The 16,257-nt window shown below is 61.6% G+C and carries 16 protein-coding genes; 11 read left to right on the plus strand and 5 right to left on the minus strand.

Annotated features, from left to right (window positions below; translation table 11 throughout):
- Positions 1–2: 2 nt before the first annotated feature.
- Both ABJ076_RS01140 and ABJ076_RS01145 read right to left on the minus strand, forming a co-directional pair.
- A complete protein-coding gene (locus tag ABJ076_RS01140) occupies positions 3–929 on the minus strand; it encodes a Gfo/Idh/MocA family oxidoreductase (RefSeq protein WP_348191501.1) in 927 nt (308 codons plus the stop codon).
- 15 nt (positions 930–944) lie between these two features.
- On the minus strand, positions 945–2,498 hold the full coding sequence (locus ABJ076_RS01145) for a PfkB family carbohydrate kinase (protein ID WP_348191498.1): 1,554 nt from the start codon (positions 2,496–2,498) through the stop codon (positions 945–947).
- Between the two features lie 321 nt (positions 2,499–2,819).
- Between ABJ076_RS01145 and ABJ076_RS01150 the strand changes: the two genes are divergently transcribed.
- The 8 genes from ABJ076_RS01150 to ABJ076_RS01185 all read left to right on the plus strand — a co-directional run bounded on the left by ABJ076_RS01150 (position 2,820) and on the right by ABJ076_RS01185 (position 10,635).
- The gene (locus tag ABJ076_RS01150; protein WP_348191496.1) at positions 2,820–3,935 is read left to right on the plus strand and encodes a sirohydrochlorin chelatase; all 1,116 of its coding nucleotides are present in this window, start codon (positions 2,820–2,822) and stop codon (positions 3,933–3,935) included.
- A 14-nt stretch (positions 3,936–3,949) separates the two neighbouring features.
- A complete protein-coding gene (locus ABJ076_RS01155; RefSeq protein ID WP_348191493.1) occupies positions 3,950–4,603 on the plus strand; it encodes a precorrin-8X methylmutase in 654 nt (217 codons plus the stop codon).
- Positions 4,600–5,832 carry a precorrin-6y C5,15-methyltransferase (decarboxylating) subunit CbiE gene (gene cbiE, locus ABJ076_RS01160; RefSeq protein WP_348191491.1) on the plus strand — a complete coding sequence of 411 codons (1,233 nt, stop codon included), beginning with the start codon at positions 4,600–4,602 and terminating at the stop codon, positions 5,830–5,832. Before ABJ076_RS01155 ends, cbiE begins: the two co-directional genes overlap by 4 nt.
- Positions 5,833–5,836: 4 nt before the next feature.
- Entirely contained in the window at positions 5,837–6,556 is a 720-nt protein-coding gene (gene cobI, locus ABJ076_RS01165; RefSeq protein WP_348191488.1) for a precorrin-2 C(20)-methyltransferase, read from the plus strand.
- Positions 6,553–8,349, plus strand: a complete 1,797-nt coding sequence (cobJ, locus tag ABJ076_RS01170; protein ID WP_348191486.1) for a precorrin-3B C(17)-methyltransferase — start codon at positions 6,553–6,555, stop codon at positions 8,347–8,349. Before cobI ends, cobJ begins: the two co-directional genes overlap by 4 nt.
- On the plus strand, positions 8,346–9,110 hold the full coding sequence (gene cobM / locus ABJ076_RS01175; RefSeq protein WP_348191483.1) for a precorrin-4 C(11)-methyltransferase: 765 nt from the start codon (positions 8,346–8,348) through the stop codon (positions 9,108–9,110). The genes cobJ and cobM overlap by 4 nt, the downstream gene beginning before the upstream one ends.
- 33 nt (positions 9,111–9,143) lie before the next feature.
- A complete protein-coding gene (locus ABJ076_RS01180; RefSeq protein ID WP_348191480.1) occupies positions 9,144–10,109 on the plus strand; it encodes a DMT family transporter in 966 nt (321 codons plus the stop codon).
- A 73-nt stretch (positions 10,110–10,182) separates the two neighbouring features.
- Entirely contained in the window at positions 10,183–10,635 is a 453-nt protein-coding gene (locus tag ABJ076_RS01185; RefSeq protein ID WP_348191478.1) for a GFA family protein, read from the plus strand.
- Positions 10,636–10,720: 85 nt separating this feature from the next.
- Here ABJ076_RS01185 and ABJ076_RS01190 read toward each other — a convergent pair whose 3' ends face one another.
- Together ABJ076_RS01190 and ABJ076_RS01195 are read right to left on the minus strand one after the other, a co-directional pair.
- A complete protein-coding gene (locus ABJ076_RS01190; RefSeq protein ID WP_348191475.1) occupies positions 10,721–11,479 on the minus strand; it encodes a cobalt-precorrin-6A reductase in 759 nt (252 codons plus the stop codon).
- 2 nt (positions 11,480–11,481) lie between these two features.
- Positions 11,482–12,573, minus strand: a complete 1,092-nt coding sequence (locus tag ABJ076_RS01195) for a cobalt-precorrin-5B (C(1))-methyltransferase (RefSeq protein ID WP_348191473.1) — start codon at positions 12,571–12,573, stop codon at positions 11,482–11,484.
- A 162-nt stretch (positions 12,574–12,735) separates the two neighbouring features.
- On the opposite strand from ABJ076_RS01195, the gene cobA reads away from it, so the two are divergent.
- Together cobA and ABJ076_RS01205 are read left to right on the plus strand one after the other, a co-directional pair.
- Positions 12,736–13,578 carry a uroporphyrinogen-III C-methyltransferase gene (gene cobA, locus ABJ076_RS01200; RefSeq protein ID WP_348191472.1) on the plus strand — a complete coding sequence of 281 codons (843 nt, stop codon included), beginning with the start codon at positions 12,736–12,738 and terminating at the stop codon, positions 13,576–13,578.
- Positions 13,579–13,583: 5 nt separating this feature from the next.
- Entirely contained in the window at positions 13,584–14,912 is a 1,329-nt protein-coding gene (locus ABJ076_RS01205; RefSeq protein WP_348191469.1) for a cobyrinate a,c-diamide synthase, read from the plus strand.
- Positions 14,913–14,983: 71 nt separating this feature from the next.
- Here the strand turns inward: ABJ076_RS01205 and ABJ076_RS01210 are convergent, their stop codons facing one another.
- Positions 14,984–15,487 carry a transcriptional repressor gene (locus ABJ076_RS01210; protein WP_348191466.1) on the minus strand — a complete coding sequence of 168 codons (504 nt, stop codon included), beginning with the start codon at positions 15,485–15,487 and terminating at the stop codon, positions 14,984–14,986.
- Between the two features lie 223 nt (positions 15,488–15,710).
- On the opposite strand from ABJ076_RS01210, the gene ABJ076_RS01215 reads away from it, so the two are divergent.
- On the plus strand, positions 15,711–16,241 hold the full coding sequence (locus tag ABJ076_RS01215; RefSeq protein ID WP_348191463.1) for a hypothetical protein: 531 nt from the start codon (positions 15,711–15,713) through the stop codon (positions 16,239–16,241).
- Positions 16,242–16,257: the final 16 nt, after the last annotated feature.

The following is a 16,257-nucleotide window of genomic DNA, read 5'->3' on the forward strand; positions in this document are numbered from 1 at the left end:
TCTCACGCGGCTCCCTGAATTTCAGAAGAGAGGCGTCCAAGTGACCTGTAAAGCCACCGGTCATTTTCGAGATTGGATGCTCCCTGTCCTAAACAAAGCTCTTTGAAATGCGCGTACTCGGCTTCCCAGGTCGGGTCCTCCCGCTCCAGTGTTTCGACGTCTTCCGATGGCCTCCCGCTTGGCAGCACGCGGCGGCGGTGAGTGAAGCGGGACGGTCCCCATTTGCAGAGTGATTCAATATGGGCCGTGCCACGCTCCGCAAACACATCACAGGTGAAGTGGTTTCGCCAGGACAGCAGGGACATCTCAAGTTCGATCCGGGGACCTGCACCGTCCGAGACGATGACCACATGATCCGGCGCCAGATTCTCGAACCGGTCGGCGGAGACGATCCGGAAGTCGTCGACGATATCGCCAAACCAGAACCGTGCCGTGTCAAGCAGGTGGCTCCCAAGATCCGGCAGCACGCCCGCCCCCGAGTCGCGCCACGCCGAATCCCTGACGAGGCGCGCCGTGCCATTGCCGTAAAACATCCGGCACCGATAAATTTTACCGAGAGCGCCGGACGATATCAGGTCGTGCATCCGGACAAAATGCGGCTCGAAACGATGATTATAGGCCGTGTAACAGACCGCACCTGACGAGGCGGCTATCCCTGCAAGAACATCCGTCTCTGCCTCGTTGGAAAACCAGAGCGGCTTTTCCACCAGCACATGCTTGCCGTTACCGAGCAGGTATTTCAGCAGAGCGAATTTAGGATCGTCCGGGGTACAGACCAGCGCCGCGTCATAGCTGTCCAGCGAAACGCTTTCAAGAGTCCGGAAATCGGCTTCTTCATGAACCGGATCAACGGCACCGACACAATCAGTACCCGCAACACGGCGTCTTTTATGGCCCTGAATACCGAGGCCGACGACAAGGGCTCGCATGGCCGCAACTCCGTCCTAGCTCTCGAATTTGGCGCGCCGCTCGACGGCGGATATCTTCTTCAACACATCCGCCGGTGTGACCGGAATATTACCATCCTGCTCGCATTCGATTGCCGCCGCGAAAGAGCCGAGAATCGTCGCGATCGGCGCGCTACCCCGTGTCATCATCGCTAGAGTCGCATAAGCAAGAAGGGCATCGCCCGCTCCAACCGCGTCTTCCACCCGGTCCGCAAAGCTGTCTACAACAAAGAAGGAATCGAGCGCTTCGTGATCCGCGTTCCGGCAGGTCAGCACACCGCGATCAGCCAGTTTAAGGATAAGTGTCCGGCATTCCGCCTCGTCATAAATCCTGGAAGAAAGCGGACGGATACCCGAATCCTGATCTGCGATGCTGAACCGTGCTTCCCGTTCGTTCGGGGTGATCAAATCGAAGCCCTTGAACTCGGTGATATTACCCCACCGGCTCGCCACCTGGCTGTCGGCAACCTTGAACAGGTCCGGCTGGATCGCTTCGGTTAAGGACGGGATGGTCCATCGGTTGAAAATGCCGTGACGGAAGTCGCTGAAGACAACCGCCCCCTCTTTTGTCTCGCTGATGTGCTCGATTAAGCGCAAGCGGATGTCATCGGAAATACTGGAATTGTCGAGCGTGTCGATCTTCAGCAACCGATATCCACCGGCGACGATGGCATTCTTGTTCGTGGTCGGCCGCGTCGGGTCAATGATCGGCTTCAGCCTGATACCGGATTGCTCCAGATCTGCGATGACGAAATCCTTGTATTCATCATCACCGAGAACCGTCGAGAAAGTCACATCGGCACCGGCAGCAGCCAGATGTTTCGCGACGATCGCCGCACCACCGATATAATCGCGCCTGCCCTCGTAAGACACGCTGATCGTCGGTGTCTTCGTCTGACCGCCGATCATCGAGGTTTCCGTATAGCTATCGACGATCGTGTCGCCGATCACATGAACCTTATGCCCCTCCATCGAGCTGAGAGTGGAGGAAAGATCGTCGAACCCGCACCCTTCCTGATCCATCAGGGTCAGAAGCTTTTCCATCGGGATCTGCGGCGCTTTAAGATCGATCAATCTGGAAGATGAATAGACGATATCCCCTGGCGTGAAGATCACCTCCCCACCATAGGACTGGACCGTATCCAGCTCTTCCTTTGTCTTTGGGGGCAGACCTTGCGCCGTGTATTCGTAACCCTTCGCGAAAAAATCCGGCTGGATCTCCAGCAGATTGTCGAGCGGTTTGGCGTTCTGGTCGATGACGACATAATCAACCATTTCAAACGCGGCCAGATTGAGAGCCCGCAATTGCTCGGGCACGTGCGGGCGATAAACGCCCTTCGCGATGTGCCGGTCGGCGGTGAGGCTCGCGATCAAGATCTTGGCCTTGCTCTTGGCAAAGCCCAGGTGACGGAGATGCCCCGGATGCACGACATCGAACACCCCGTGGCACATGATCACCTTCTTACGACGCGGGAAGCCGCCGACAATCTCGGCGATTTCGGCCGCAGTCTTGATCTTGTGTTTGTAGCGGTCAGCGAATTCGGCACTCATAAAGAAGGTTTCCTGATCATCCAGACCGCCTCGCGTACGGGAAACAAGTTCTTGTAATCGCCTAGGATAACCTCTTCGGGATCAAGGGGCAAAGCCATGGCATCACCGAAGCAAAGGTCGCAGTGGCGACTCTATTGGTCCGATCCGGACTTGCCCCCATCCACCCTACCCTCTATCCAGAACGCTTCGGCCCGGGACACTGACGTGACGGGCGCCCCGGAACCTCCGGGGCCGGATAGATCCAGCAAGGATATCCGCGGCGGCTCGTGGCCGGGATCGCAACATTCCCGAGCCCCCGTGCACGCGGCGGTGGGGGATGAGATGAGCGTTTCAGATAAAAAAATCACCGGAAAACAGGGCGTGATGATCTGCGGACATGGCAGCCGCAATCAGGACGCCGTGGACGAATTTGCGAAACTCGCGGTTCGAATCAAGGAGCGTATGCCGGACATGCCGGTGGATTACGGCTACCTGGAGTTCGCAACACCGATCATCCGGACAGGGCTTGATGCACTGAAGGAACAGGGCGTGACGGATGTACTGGCAGTGCCAGGCATGCTGTTCGCCGCCGGTCACGCCAAAAACGATATTCCGTCGGTGCTGAACACCTATCAGGCCCAGTCGGACGGCATGACCATCCATTACGGGCGCGAGCTCGGCATCGATGTGAAAATGATCAGAGCCGCGTCGGCCCGCGTCGAGGAAGCACTGCAAGCGGCAGGCGATACCATATCCCGGCACGAGACCATGCTTGTCGTGGTCGGTCGTGGCGCGTCCGACCCGGACGCCAATTCGAACGTCTCCAAGGTCATGCGCCTGCTCTGGGAAGGCATGGGCTTCGGTTGGGGCGAAACGGCCTATTCCGGCGTCACCTTCCCGCTGGTCGAACCCGCCCTCGAGCATGCCGCCAAGCTCGGTTACAAGCGCATCGTCGTGTTTCCCTACTTCCTCTTCACCGGCGTTCTGATCAACCGGATCTATGATTATGTGGACAAGGTCGCGGCCCGGCATCCGGAGATCGAGTTCGTCAAGGCGCCGTACCTGAACGACCACCCGCTGGTGATCGAGACTTTTATCGACCGGGTAGCGGAGATTACCGACGGCACCGGCAACATGAACTGCCAGATGTGCAAGTACCGCCAGCAAGTACTCGGCTTCGAGGACGAGGTCGGCCTGCCGCAGGAAAGCCATCACCATCATGTCGAGGGCATCAACGACAGCGGCGGCCATAGCCAAGATCACGACCATGGGCACCATCATGATCATGATCACAAGCACGGACATTCCCATGACCATGGGCACGATCACAGCCATGAGCATGCAGATGGACATTCGCATGGACATGATCACGGGCACGGACACGGTCATGACCATCATCATCACCCCTATCCCCATGCGGACCATCCCCACGGCCCGCGCACGCTGACCGATTCCTGATCCGGTCTGCCGTCATGACCGCGCCAGTTTTCGAATATGAGAAAGATCCGGCCGCCATCTACCGGCGATCCTTCGAGATTGTCCGGGCGGAGACCGATCTTTCCCGCTTCGACACCGACGAGGCCGAGGTCGCGGTGCGCCTTGTGCATGCCTGCGGCATGCCGGAGATCGCCCCCGATCTGATTTTCTCGGCCGGCGCCGTCGCGGCTGGGCGGACGGCACTTGCCTCGGGAGCACCGATCATCTGCGACGCGGCCATGGTCGCCCATGGCGTGACACCGAAATTGCTTCCGGCAAGGAATGAGGTGATCAGCCTGATCCGTGATCCGCGCCTGCCGGATCTGGCGAAGGCCGAAGGAACGACACTCTCCGCCGCCCAGGTAACGCTCTGGCAGGAGCACCTTGACGGTGCGGTGGTTTCCATCGGCAATGCACCGACGGCGCTGTTCCGACTGATGGAGAGCATTCTTGCCGGTGGCCCGTGCCCGGCCGTCATTCTCGGCTTCCCGGTCGGCTTTGTCGGCGCGGCGGAATCGAAGCAGGCGCTGGCGGCGACGGATAACCTGCCGCCCTTCCTCACCCTGCCGGACCGGCGCGGCGGCAGCGCCATGGCGGCGGCGGCGGTGAATGCTCTAGCGATCCTTGCCGGGAAGGATGCCGCCCGATGACGCGCGAGACACCCTGGCTGCGCGTGATCGGCATCGGCGAGGACGGGCTGGACGGCCTCACCCCCACCGCCCGCGCCCTGGTCGACAGCGCCGAGGTGCTTATCGGCGGCGCGCGGCATCTGGCCATGGTGCCGGAGGACGGACGCGAGCGGCATGAATGGCCCTCCCCGCTCAGCAAGCTGGTCGAAGCAATTATCGGAATGCGCGGCCGCCCGGTCGCGGTGCTGGCGACGGGCGATCCGATGCAATTCGGCATCGGCGCCACTCTTGCCAAGCATCTCCCGGCCAGTGAAATGGCGATCCATCCGGGACCGTCCGCCTTCTCTCTCGTCGCCGCGCGCCTTGCCTGGCCGCTGTCAGAAGTCCGGACGCTGACCCTGCATGGCCGCCCGCTTGCGCTGCTCGCCGCCGGACTGCAGCCGGGCCTGAAACTAATGCTGCTAAGTGACGGGCGAGAGACGCCAGGGCAGGTCGCGGCCTATCTCACCGGGGCGGGGTTCGGCGCCAGTACCATGAGCGTGTTCGAGCATATGGGTGGCGCGTCCGAGCGGCGGTTGGACGGCTCGGCATCGGACTGGCCGCACCAGCCCGGTGCCGATTTCAACACCATTGCCGTGACGCTGTGCCAGCCGGACAAACCCGTCGCCCTCGGCCCTACACCTGGGCTCGATGACGATTTTTACGAAAGCGACGGGCAGCTGACCAAGCGTGAGGTGCGCGCGGCAACACTCTCGGCACTCCGGCCAGGGCCGGGACAGTTGCTCTGGGATGTCGGCGCGGGCTCCGGCTCCGTTGCCATCGAGTGGATGCGTACGGACCCGCTGGCGAAAGCCATCGCCATCGAGAGTAATCCGGAACGGATCGAAACCATCCGGCTCAATGCACACGCCCTCGGCGTGCCATTCCTCAGGATCGTCGAAGGCCGGGCACCGGCGGCTTTGAGCGACCTTGAAGCACCGGACGCGATCTTCATCGGTGGCGGGATCACCGGCGACAATGTGCTTGACGCCTGCTGGTCCGCGCTGAAACCCGGCGGAAAACTGGTCGCGAACGTGGTGACGCTGGAAGGCGAAGCGGCGCTCTTCGCGGCGCAAGCCCGGCTCGGCGGACACCTCTCGCGAATCGCTGTCTCCCGGGCAGAGCCTGTCGGCCCCTACCAGGGCTGGCGGCCATTGATGAGTGTCACTCAGTGGGCTGTGATCAAGCCCGCAGATGAAAAGGCGGAGTAGCGGCATGACCGGTTTGCTCACGGGCATCGGTGTCGGGCCGGGCGATCCCGACCTGATCACGCTGAAGGCACTGAAGCGGCTGCAAGCGGCGGATCTGATCTGCTATCCGGCACCTGAGGATGGCGACAGTCTGGCGCGCGAGATCGCCGCACCGCATATTCCGGAAGGCCGCGCGGAATACGCCATCCGCATGCCGATGGTGACCGCGCGGTTCCCGGCGGCGCAGGTCTATGACGCGGCCAGCCTGCATATTGGCGACGCGCTCGACGTCGGCCAGAATGTCGTCGTGCTGTGCGAGGGCGATCCGTTCTTCTATGGCTCCTTCATGTATCTCTATGAACGGCTGGCCCCGAAGCACCGGGCCGAAGTCGTGCCGGGAATCTCCTCGCTGATGGCTTCCGCCGCCGCGCTCGGCGCCCCGCTGGTCTCCCGCAATGACGTGCTGACGGTTTTGCCCGCCCCCCTGCCGGACGACATCCTGCGGGACCGGCTGGAAAACACGGACGGCGCCGTCATCATGAAGGTCGGCCGCCATCTAGAGCGTGTCCGTAACCTTCTGGCCGATCTCGACCTGCTCGACAGTGCCCGCTATATCGAGCATGCCACGATGGACAGCCAGCGCTGCCTGCCGCTCGCCGAAGTGGATGCGTCCGCCGCCCCCTATTTCTCCATGATCCTCCTGCATAAACGCGGTGAGGCCTTCCTTGAGGGAAGCCGCCTATGACAATCGTCGTTCTGTCCCCGTCCGGCCGCGAGACCGGTGAAAAACTCGCTAAGGCGCTGGAGATGGAGTTGCATGCCCGCACCGCGCCTGCCGACCGTATCTTCACCGAAGTCGCTGAGCATCTGCGTGATCTCTTCACTATCGGCTCACCGATCCTGTTCGTCGGCGCTGCCGGAGCGTTGATCCGCATCCTGGCGCCATTGCTAGCCAACAAAGAGTCGGAACCGCCGGTGCTGGCCATCGCCGAAGATGGTTCAGCCATCGTTCCGCTGCTCGGCGGTCACCACGGCGCCAACGATCTGGCACGACGGGCCGGTGAAGCCCTCGGCACCGCGCCATCGATCACCACCGCCAGCGACCTCAGCCTCGGCGTCGCGCTCGACAATCCGCCGACTGGCTGGCACCTCGCGCACGACGCCGATTACAAGAGTGTTGCCGCAGCCCTGCTGGCCGGAGAGCCCGCCGCCATCGACCCGGCGCTGGACTGGCTGGCTGACGCGGGCCTCAAGCGGGCCGATACGGCCGATTGCCGGATCACGGCCTCCGTCAAAATCGCCGATGCCGCACCGAAAAGCCTGACCTATCACCCCGAACGCCTCGCCCTTGGAGTCGGCTGCGAGCGGGATGCGGAGCCGGAGGAACTGATCCGTCTGGTCGTGGAGACGTTGGCCGAAAACAATCTCGCCCCCGAGGCGATTGCCAGCGTCTATTCCATCGACGTGAAGATGGACGAGGCGGCAGTGCATGCCCTCGGCGCCCATCTCGGCCGGCCAGTCCGGTTCTTCGATGCGGCCCGGCTGGAAGAGGAAACCCCGCGTCTCGCCACACCGTCGGACGTGGTGTTCCGGGAAGTCGGCTGCCATGGCGTCAGCGAAGGCGCGGCCCTTGCCGCTGCCGGGCCGGACGCGGCCTTGATTGTGCCGAAGCGGAAATCGAAACGCGCCACCTGCGCTATCGCTGAAGCTCCGGCACTGATCGACGTCACCTCCACCGGCACGGCGCGCGGACAGCTCGCCCTGGTCGGCATCGGCCCCGGCGCTGATTACTGGCGCACGCCGGAAGCCGATATGGCCATCCGCAATGCCGATGTGATTGTCGGCTATGGCCTCTATATCGATCTGCTCGGCCCGCTCGCAGCGGGCAAGGAGCGGCATGACTTCGCACTCGGAGAAGAAGAGAAGCGCGCCGCCTACGCCCTCGATCTCGCGGCGGAAGGCAAATCGGTGGTGCTGGTGTCTTCCGGCGATATCGGCATTTATGCCATGGCGACGCTGGTCTATGAGTTGCTGGACAAGGCGGACCGGAAGGACTGGGAACGGCTGCATGTCTGGGTCACGCCCGGCATCTCCGCCCTGCAGGCCTGCGCCGCCCGGATCGGCGCGCCGCTCGGCCATGATTTCTGCACCATCTCCCTCTCCGACCTGCTGACACCGTGGGAGGCGATCCAGCAGAGGGTGAAGGCCGCAGCCGAAGGGGATTTCGTGATCTCCTTCTACAACCCGGTCTCCATGCGCCGCCGGACCCAGCTCGCCTATGCCCGCGACGTGCTCCTGCAGCACCGCCCGCCAGAAACGCCAGTGATCCTCGGCCGTTCGCTCGGCCGCGAGGAGGAGAAGATTACCGTGACGACGCTGAAGGATCTCTCGGTAGATCAGGTCGACATGCTGACGCTGGTTATGGTCGGCTCCAGCGAAACCCGGTTCAACGGCAAACACGTCTACACCCCGCGCGGTTATGCCGGGAAGGCTGGCACCAGCATTCGGGCGGACAAGACTTCAGAGGCTGCACAATGACTGTCTATTTCATCGGCGCCGGACCCGGCGATCCTGACCTGCTGACCATCAAAGGCCGGGATCTGATCGCCCGCTGCCCGGTCTGCCTCTATGCCGGATCGCTTGTCCCTGAAGCGGTCGTCGCCCATGCGCCGGACGGCGCCAAAGTGATCGATACCGCGCCGATGACGCTGGACGAGATCCTGAGCGATATCGAGGCTGCCGATGCAGCGGGGCATGATGTCGCCCGGGTGCATTCCGGCGACCCGTCACTCTATGGCGCCATCGCTGAGCAGATCCGCCGCCTGCGCGCGGCAAGCATCCCGTTCGAGATCATCCCCGGCGTGCCCGCCTATACGGCTGCCGCCGCCGCGCTGGAAACCGAGCTGACCCTGCCGGAAATCAGCCAAACCCTGATCCTGACCCGCACCACCATGCAATCGAGCGCGATGCCAGAGGGCGAGGAGCTGGAAGAGCTGGGCCGCTCGAAAGCGACGCTGGCAATCCATCTCTCGATCCGCAATCTGCGCCATATCGAACGCGCGCTGACACCGCATTACGGCGCGGACTGCCCGGTCGCCGTGATCTACCGCGCCAGCTGGCCGGACCAGCAGATCATCCGGGGAACGCTGTCGGACATCCGCGGCAAGGTGCGCGCGGCAAAGATCACCCGCACCGCACTGATCATGGTCGGCCGGGTGTTGAGCGAAGAGGATTTCCGGGATAGCGCGCTCTATGACGCCGAGCACACGCATATTCTAAGGCCGGAGGTTAAGGCCTAGACCGCGAGACCACGGCACAGGGACCATAGGGACATGGAACAGGGCGACGATACGCGGCCGGACCAGATTGCTTTTGGCATCGCGTGCATTCTCGTCTCAGTGCTGTTTATGGCCTTCGCAGATGCGGTGGTGAAGCTGGTCAGTGCCGAGCTCACTCTGTGGCAGGTTTTTGCCGCACGCGCACTCATGGCACTTCCTATTCTGGTCCCCCTGATGCTTGTGAGGAAAGCCGGATTTTGGCCACATACGCCAAGCTGGACCTGGCTGCGCAGCGCCTTGCTGGTGCTCACCTGGATCGCGTTTTACGCCTCGCTTCCGGAACTCAAACTCTCTGTCGCCGCCGTCGCCGTCTACACAAACCCGATCATCACCGCCCTGCTCTCCGCCGCGTTGATCGGCGAGAAAGTCTCGCCGCGCCGCTGGGGCGGTGTCCTACTCGGCTTTCTCGGTGTTATCGCTATTCTCCGGCCAGGTACTGACGCCTTTTCCTGGTACGCGCTCCTGCCCTTGCTGGCTGCCCTGCTTTATTCCCTCTCGATGATTCTGACCCGGAGCAAGTGCCGCGGCGAAACACCGCTAACGCTCTCCTTCACCCTCAACAGCACGTTCCTCGTCACCGGGCTGATCGGGACGATACTGCTCACGCTCGCTAATCTTGGCGCGGAGACACAAGCCAGCGCGCCGTTCCTGCTCGGCGACTGGGGAGCCATGGGAGTCCGAGAGTGGAGTATAATGGCACTTCTCGGCGCACTCATGGCGCTCTATTCCGCCGGAACAGCCAAGGCCTACCAGATCGCGCCGCCATCGATCATCGCGACATTTGACTATGCCTATCTGGTCTCCGCAGCGCTCTGGGGCTTTGTCTTCTTCGCCGAACAACCGGACCTGCTGACAATTTGCGGCATGATACTGATCACTGCAGCGGGCCTGCTTGTCGCAGCACCGGGGCGAAGGAACCCCCCAGCCATAGTTACGGCCGGAGAATCAGGCCCCAGATGATCGGGGCAGCCATCCAGGACTGCAGTTCGGATGTCTGATAAACTTCGCACTCTACCTCAGCAGGAATTTCACAATGAACGCTCCCAAGCTTCCTTTGGAAGGCTCATGCCTTTGCGGATCGGTGCAGGTCCGTGTGACCGAACAACCGCTTCTGACGCTCGCATGTCACTGCAAAGATTGCCAGAAGCTCAGCGCAAGCGCTTACTCCTTGACGGTGATGTTTCCAGCCGAGGGCTTCTCGGTAACCGGCGAACTTGTGACCGGTGGCTTACGGACTGAACAGCGAGAGCACAACTTTTGCGCCAAGTGTCTGAATTTCATATTCACACGTATCAAAGGCGCAGACACCCGGATGAATTTACGCGCGTCTGTGCTTGATGATCTAACGTGGTTTGAACCCTTCATCGAACTGATGACGGAAGAAAAACTGTCATGGGCGAACGTTCCTGCAGTCCATAGTTTTGCCCGGTTCCCGGGAAGTAAGGAGGAGCTAGAGGCTTTTCTGCTGGACTATTCAAAGCGCTAGCGCATATCAGGTAAGCTCCCAAGTGGATGGGCTGATTGAAGCCTTTCGGACTATTCAGCGCGACCATTTGTGCTACGCGCAGCGACTAATGAAGTCGTCCCCCTACCCAGACGAGAGCGCTTTCCAAGTCTCCGACTATCTCTCCTTCTGGCAGCGACGGGCGTTCCACCATCACTACCGGCATGCGGAGCGAGCGGGCAGCGAGGATCTTGCCGTAGGTGGCCGTGCCACCGCTGTTCTTCGAGACGATGACGTCGATCCTGTTTTCCTTCAGGAACGCGGCCTCGTCCTCTTCCCTAAACGGCCCGCGTGCCAGCACCACGCGGGCGCCGGGCGGCAATTCAGCCTCGTCCGGCTGCTCGACCGAGCGGACGACGTGGGTGCAATTCATCAGGTGATGAAACGGCTTCAGCTCCTGACGACCCACAGTCAGGAAGACCGTCAGCGGATGGGTTTGGGAGAGTTCGTCCAGATGCTTTGCCGCCTCCTCATAATCCCGCGCATGATGCCAGTTATCGTAAGGGGCCTGCTCCCAGGTCGGGCGCACCAGATGCAAGCATGGCGTTCCGGCTTCGACGGCGGCTTTCGCGGCATTGGCCGAGATTTGCGCCGCATAGGGATGGGTCGCATCGACCAGCGCTGTGATGCCTTCTTCCCGGAGATAGTCCGACAATCCCTCGGCACCACCAAAACCGCCCGTCCGAATCGTGCAGTCCGGCAGCTTCGGGCTGCGGGTCCGCCCCGCCAGCGACAGCACGATCTCAAGATCCGGGTGTGCCGTCTGAAGCGCTTTGATAAAAGCATTGGCGAGATCCGTCCCGCCAAGCACCAGAACGCGTGGCATCCTCAAACCTCTCCCGCCGCGCCGACCAGAGTGCCCTTGCGGTCGAACACCTCGACGATGATTTCCGTCTCCGTGCCCGCGACCATGGCCGCCGCCTCTGCACGGGCCAGCGCGCCAATCCGGTCGCCCAGCGGCAACCCGGCCTCGAGCGCCATATTCAGGATTTCGAGCGCGGTGTTCGCGACCTTCGCCCGTTCGACCAAACCAGCTTCGCCGCCCACCGCCGCAAGCTGCTCTGCCAGCCAGTCCATATCCACTTGGCTTCGGCCAGAATGCAGATCCATATGGCCCTGCGCCAGCTTGGTCAACTTGGCGAAACCACCGCCGATCAGCACCTTCGGCAGCGGATGACGGCGCAGATATTTCAGCATGCCACCGACGAAATCGCCCATATCCAGCAAGGCGGTCTCGTCCAGACCGTGGCGCTTCACCACCGCTGCTTCCGAGGTCGAACCGGTGCAGGCCGCGACCAGTGGGAACCCGCCGGCGCGGGCGACGTCGATGCCGCGATGAATGGAATGTATCCAGGCCGAGCAGGAGAACGGGATTACCACACCGGTGGTGCCGAGGATCGACAAACCGCCGGCAATGCCGAGGCGCGGGTTCCAGGTTTTTTTCGCCAACGCCTCACCGCCCGGCACGGAAATCTCGATTTCCACATCGCCACTGCCGCCATGGGCGCGGGCAACCTCCGCCACAACACCACACATCAGCTCACGCGGCACCGGATTGATGGCAGGCTCGCCCGGCGGGATCGGCAGGCCCTCGCGGGTCACCATCCCGACGCCCTCACCTGCCCTGAACACCACACCACTTCCGGGGGCGCCGGGCCGCACCGTGGAGACGATGGTCGCGAGGTGCGTCACATCCGGATCGTCGCCCGCATCCTTGACGATGGCGGCGCTTGCCTCACCATCGCACAGCGATTCGCGCGCCAATGCAAAACCCGGTTGCTCGCCTTTTGGCAATTTTATGGAAACAGGATCGGGGAACTCACCGGTCAACAGCGCCGTGTAGGCAGCCTTTGTCGCCGCCGTCGCGCATGCGCCCGTGGTCCAGCCTCTTCTCAGCGGTCCGTCCGGTTTTCTTGCCATGAAATCTCTTAACCGGTCCGGCGCCGCGCATCCATGTCGAATTCACGCGGCTTCAAGACGCAGAGGCAGTAGATCATCGACTTAACCACCGGTATTTTCACCATGAAATATCATTGTCCGCCGTGCTGGAAAACACTCCGGCGCGGGAGTAGGGTCTAAGCCATGACAAACGTGACAGAATTCGCCGCTGACTTCGCACCGGGCAGCGTCTGGCTGGTCGGTGCCGGGCCGGGACATGCCGGGCTTTTGACCCTGCAGGCCCACGCCGCCATGCAGGCCGCCGATGTGATCGTCTACGATGCGCTGGTCAGCGAGGATATCCTGGCTCTCGCGCCCGCCGACACACCGCGCGAATATGCTGGCAAGCGTGGCGGCAAACCGTCACCGAAACAGGCCGATATCACACTTCGCCTGATCCAGCTCGCCCGGCAGGATCTTCGCGTGCTGCGGCTCAAGGGCGGCGATCCGTTCGTCTTCGGACGCGGCGGCGAGGAAGCCCTCTCCCTGGTTCAGTCTGGTATTCCGTTCCGAATCTGCCCTGGTATTACCGCCGGCATCGGCGGCCTTGCCTTCGCCGGCATTCCGCTCACCCACCGTGACACAAACCACGCCGTCACCATGATCACCGGGCACGATGCCACCGGCAACGTCACCGGGGTCGACTGGGATGCAGTTGCCAGAGGCTGCCCGGCTTTGATCCTCTACATGGCGATCAAGCATCTGGGCGCGATCGCGGACAAGCTTATGGCTGCGGGGCGCAGTGCGGACGAGCCGGTTGCGCTCGTCACCAATGCCTCGATGCCAGAGATGCAGGTGCTGGAGACAACGCTCGGCCGCGCGGCAGAGGATATACGCCTGCATAACGTAAAGCCGCCCGCAATCGTCGCCATTGGCGAGATCGTGCGTCTGCGCGCTGGTCTCGACTGGCTCGGAGCCACTACAGGAAAAAGTCTGGACGCTGACCCGCTCGGGCTCTCCAAAAACGACACCCTGCAGACCGGATAACAAATGTGTCCAAAGGCCTGATCATCGCGGCACCGGCCTCGGGCAGCGGCAAGACCACAATCACGCTTGGTCTGTTGCGGGCGTTGCGGCGGAAGGGCATCGACGTTTCCAGCGCCAAGGTCGGCCCGGACTATATCGACCCCGCGTTCCATGCCGCCGCGACCGGTCGTGCTTGCATCAATCTCGATAGCTGGGCGATGCGGCCGGAAACGCTATCGGCAACGCTCTCTCCCGAACCGGTGCTCACCATCGTAGAAGGTGTGATGGGACTGTTTGACGGCGCTCATCTCGGCAGCAGCCCCGATCCTCTGGCCGACGGCTCGACGGCCAGCCTTGCACGTCTCACGGGTTGGCCGGTGTTGCTGGTCGTCGATGCGGGACGACAGGCCCAATCCATCGCCGCGCTCACAGACGGTTTCGCCCGGTTCGATTCAGATGTCCGGTTGGCGGGTGTGATCCTGAACAAGGTCGGCAGCGAGAAGCACGAGACGATATTGCGCCAGGCGCTTGTCAGAGCCGGGCACGCCGTGCTCGGCGCCGTCCGCTCGGATACGCAGATCGCCCGGCCAAGCCGTCATCTCGGACTGGTTCAAGCGGGTGAGCATCCCGACCTTGAAGGGTTTCTGGAAGCTGCCGCTGACCGGATGGAGAATGACCTCGATCTTGATGCGATCATGAAAACCGCATCACTCCGCACCACAGCAACTGGCGCCGCTCCCGCCGCAATATCGCTGCCGCCGCTCGGCCAGAGAATCGCCGTTGCGCGGGATGCCGCCTTCGCCTTCTCATATCCTCATGTTCTCGATGGCTGGCGCCACGCCGGGGCGGAGCTATCTTTCTTCTCGCCGCTCGGTGACGAAGCGCCAGCCCCGGATGCCGATGCAATCTATCTGCCCGGCGGCTATCCGGAGCTGTATGCAGGGCGCCTCACAGTGGCAACGATCTTCATGGAAGGACTGCGCACGCACGCCCGTGTCGGCGCGCCGGTCTATGGAGAGTGCGGCGGCTACATGACGCTAGGACAAACTCTGACGGACGCAGATGGTGTGGTTCACCGGATGTCCGGTTTGCTTCCTCATGCGACAAGTTTCGCGGAACCCAAGCGCCATCTCGGCTACCGAATCGCCACGATGCTCGCAGACACCCCGCTTGGCGCTGCGGAAAGCAGCTGGCGCGGGCATGAATTCCATTATGCCACCACGGTCGGGGCAACGGGCAGCGCGCCACTGTTCCAGGTCTCCGATGCTTCAGGGTCGGAGATCGGCAAGATTGGTGCTCAAATCGGAACCGTCTTCGGATCCTTCATGCACTTGATCGACCGCACGGATGCCTGACATGACCCACGCGCGGCTTCACTCGGCCGGCGCTTCACGCACCAAACACCCATGATGGAATTAGAAAAGGCTCAGGCTGGCGGTTTGCCGCTGATGATTTTCGTTTTGGCCTTTGGCTTGTATTTCGGCGCCGTTTTCGCCTCCGCCTTTTTCAGCGGAACGCCAAACAATTCGAGATGATGATCCACCAGCTCGAAACCTAACTCCCTGGCGATGTAGTCCTTAAGTGCCTCGAGTTCCTCGTTATAGAACTCGATCACATTGCCAGTCGTCACATCGATCATGTGATGGTGATGGTCTTCCTCACCATTGATCTCCTCATAACGCGCCCGGCCATCGCCAAAATCGCGCTTGGTGACGATCTGTGCTTCCTCAAAGAGCTTCATCGTCCGGTAAACGGTTGCAATCGAGATCGAACGATCAATCTCTCGCACCCGCTCATGCAGGGATTCCACATCGGGATGGTCCTCTGCCTCGGACAGGACGCGCGCGATCACCCGGCGCGGCTCCGTCATCTTCAGTCCTTTTTCGAGGCACAGGGCCGCGACCCTGGATTCCATACTGGCTTCAGCCATTCCCTGACAACGCTCCGTATCCTGTCGGGACCACAGTCTGCTGGGGAGGGTATACCAGCGCTACGGTCATGACAAACCAGCTTTCCGCATGCCCCTCAGAGCCTTGGGATCGCAGTCCCTTTACGAAGGCACCAGAGATCCGTTTTACATCCGAATCCAATAAAAATTGAATTTCGACGATATTGTACTAAAATACTTATCCAAGTTCAGGAGTCAGGCTGTGATGCAAGAGAGCACACAATTGCTGTTGAACCGAGACAGCATATGCAGACTATACAATGTCTGGTCGACGTTACCGGCTGGAAAGCCGCGCACCTCGCTGGATCCGCTGCAATTTGGCTCCCGCCTGCTTCCCCATCTCGCCTTGCTGAAAGCAACTTCTGACGATTATCGATACGAGCTTGTCGGCCAACGTATTGGGGAACTGTCCCGCAGCCTGAAACCCGGCAGTACGGCCGGAGGAAAGTACCAACCAGCCGCCTGCCGCTCCAATATGTTCCGACTGATGCGTTCCGTTGCGGATTCCCGAAAACCCGCAGCCCAAACGGCTGCCTTTGAAGGCACTAACGGTATTCCAAGGCGCTGCTTCAGCATGGTGCTTCCGTTATCGATGGACGGCATGGTGGTGAACGACTTGCTTCTCGGCTTGTGGCCCGTCCCCAATCCCGCTGAGTACAGCCTCAATATCCAGGTTGAGCCTGTCCCATCGGTTCCAGATCTTGTCGAAGAGCTGGATCACTCCCACACAGCATAGCGCTCTCGGTAGCTGA

It is taken from the genome of Nisaea sp. (assembly GCF_039990255.1).
Lineage (GTDB): Bacteria > Pseudomonadota > Alphaproteobacteria > Thalassobaculales > Thalassobaculaceae > Nisaea.

Excerpts from the sequence above, each read along its gene's own strand:
- ABJ076_RS01140 (WP_348191501.1), bottom strand. The coding sequence starts at position 929 with ATGCGAGCCCTTGTCGTCGGCCTCGGTATTCAGGGCCATAAAAGACGC.
- ABJ076_RS01145 (WP_348191498.1), bottom strand. The coding sequence starts at position 2,498 with ATGAGTGCCGAATTCGCTGACCGCTACAAACACAAGATCAAGACTGCG.
- ABJ076_RS01150 (WP_348191496.1), top strand. The coding sequence starts at position 2,820 with ATGAGCGTTTCAGATAAAAAAATCACCGGAAAACAGGGCGTGATGATC.
- ABJ076_RS01155 (WP_348191493.1), top strand. The coding sequence starts at position 3,950 with ATGACCGCGCCAGTTTTCGAATATGAGAAAGATCCGGCCGCCATCTAC.
- cbiE (WP_348191491.1), top strand. The coding sequence starts at position 4,600 with ATGACGCGCGAGACACCCTGGCTGCGCGTGATCGGCATCGGCGAGGAC.
- cobI (WP_348191488.1), top strand. The coding sequence starts at position 5,837 with ATGACCGGTTTGCTCACGGGCATCGGTGTCGGGCCGGGCGATCCCGAC.
- cobJ (WP_348191486.1), top strand. The coding sequence starts at position 6,553 with ATGACAATCGTCGTTCTGTCCCCGTCCGGCCGCGAGACCGGTGAAAAA.
- cobM (WP_348191483.1), top strand. The coding sequence starts at position 8,346 with ATGACTGTCTATTTCATCGGCGCCGGACCCGGCGATCCTGACCTGCTG.
- ABJ076_RS01180 (WP_348191480.1), top strand. The coding sequence starts at position 9,144 with ATGGAACAGGGCGACGATACGCGGCCGGACCAGATTGCTTTTGGCATC.
- ABJ076_RS01185 (WP_348191478.1), top strand. The coding sequence starts at position 10,183 with ATGAACGCTCCCAAGCTTCCTTTGGAAGGCTCATGCCTTTGCGGATCG.
- ABJ076_RS01190 (WP_348191475.1), bottom strand. The coding sequence starts at position 11,479 with ATGCCACGCGTTCTGGTGCTTGGCGGGACGGATCTCGCCAATGCTTTT.
- ABJ076_RS01195 (WP_348191473.1), bottom strand. The coding sequence starts at position 12,573 with ATGGCAAGAAAACCGGACGGACCGCTGAGAAGAGGCTGGACCACGGGC.
- cobA (WP_348191472.1), top strand. The coding sequence starts at position 12,736 with ATGACAAACGTGACAGAATTCGCCGCTGACTTCGCACCGGGCAGCGTC.
- ABJ076_RS01210 (WP_348191466.1), bottom strand. The coding sequence starts at position 15,487 with ATGGCTGAAGCCAGTATGGAATCCAGGGTCGCGGCCCTGTGCCTCGAA.
- ABJ076_RS01215 (WP_348191463.1), top strand. The coding sequence starts at position 15,711 with ATGCAAGAGAGCACACAATTGCTGTTGAACCGAGACAGCATATGCAGA.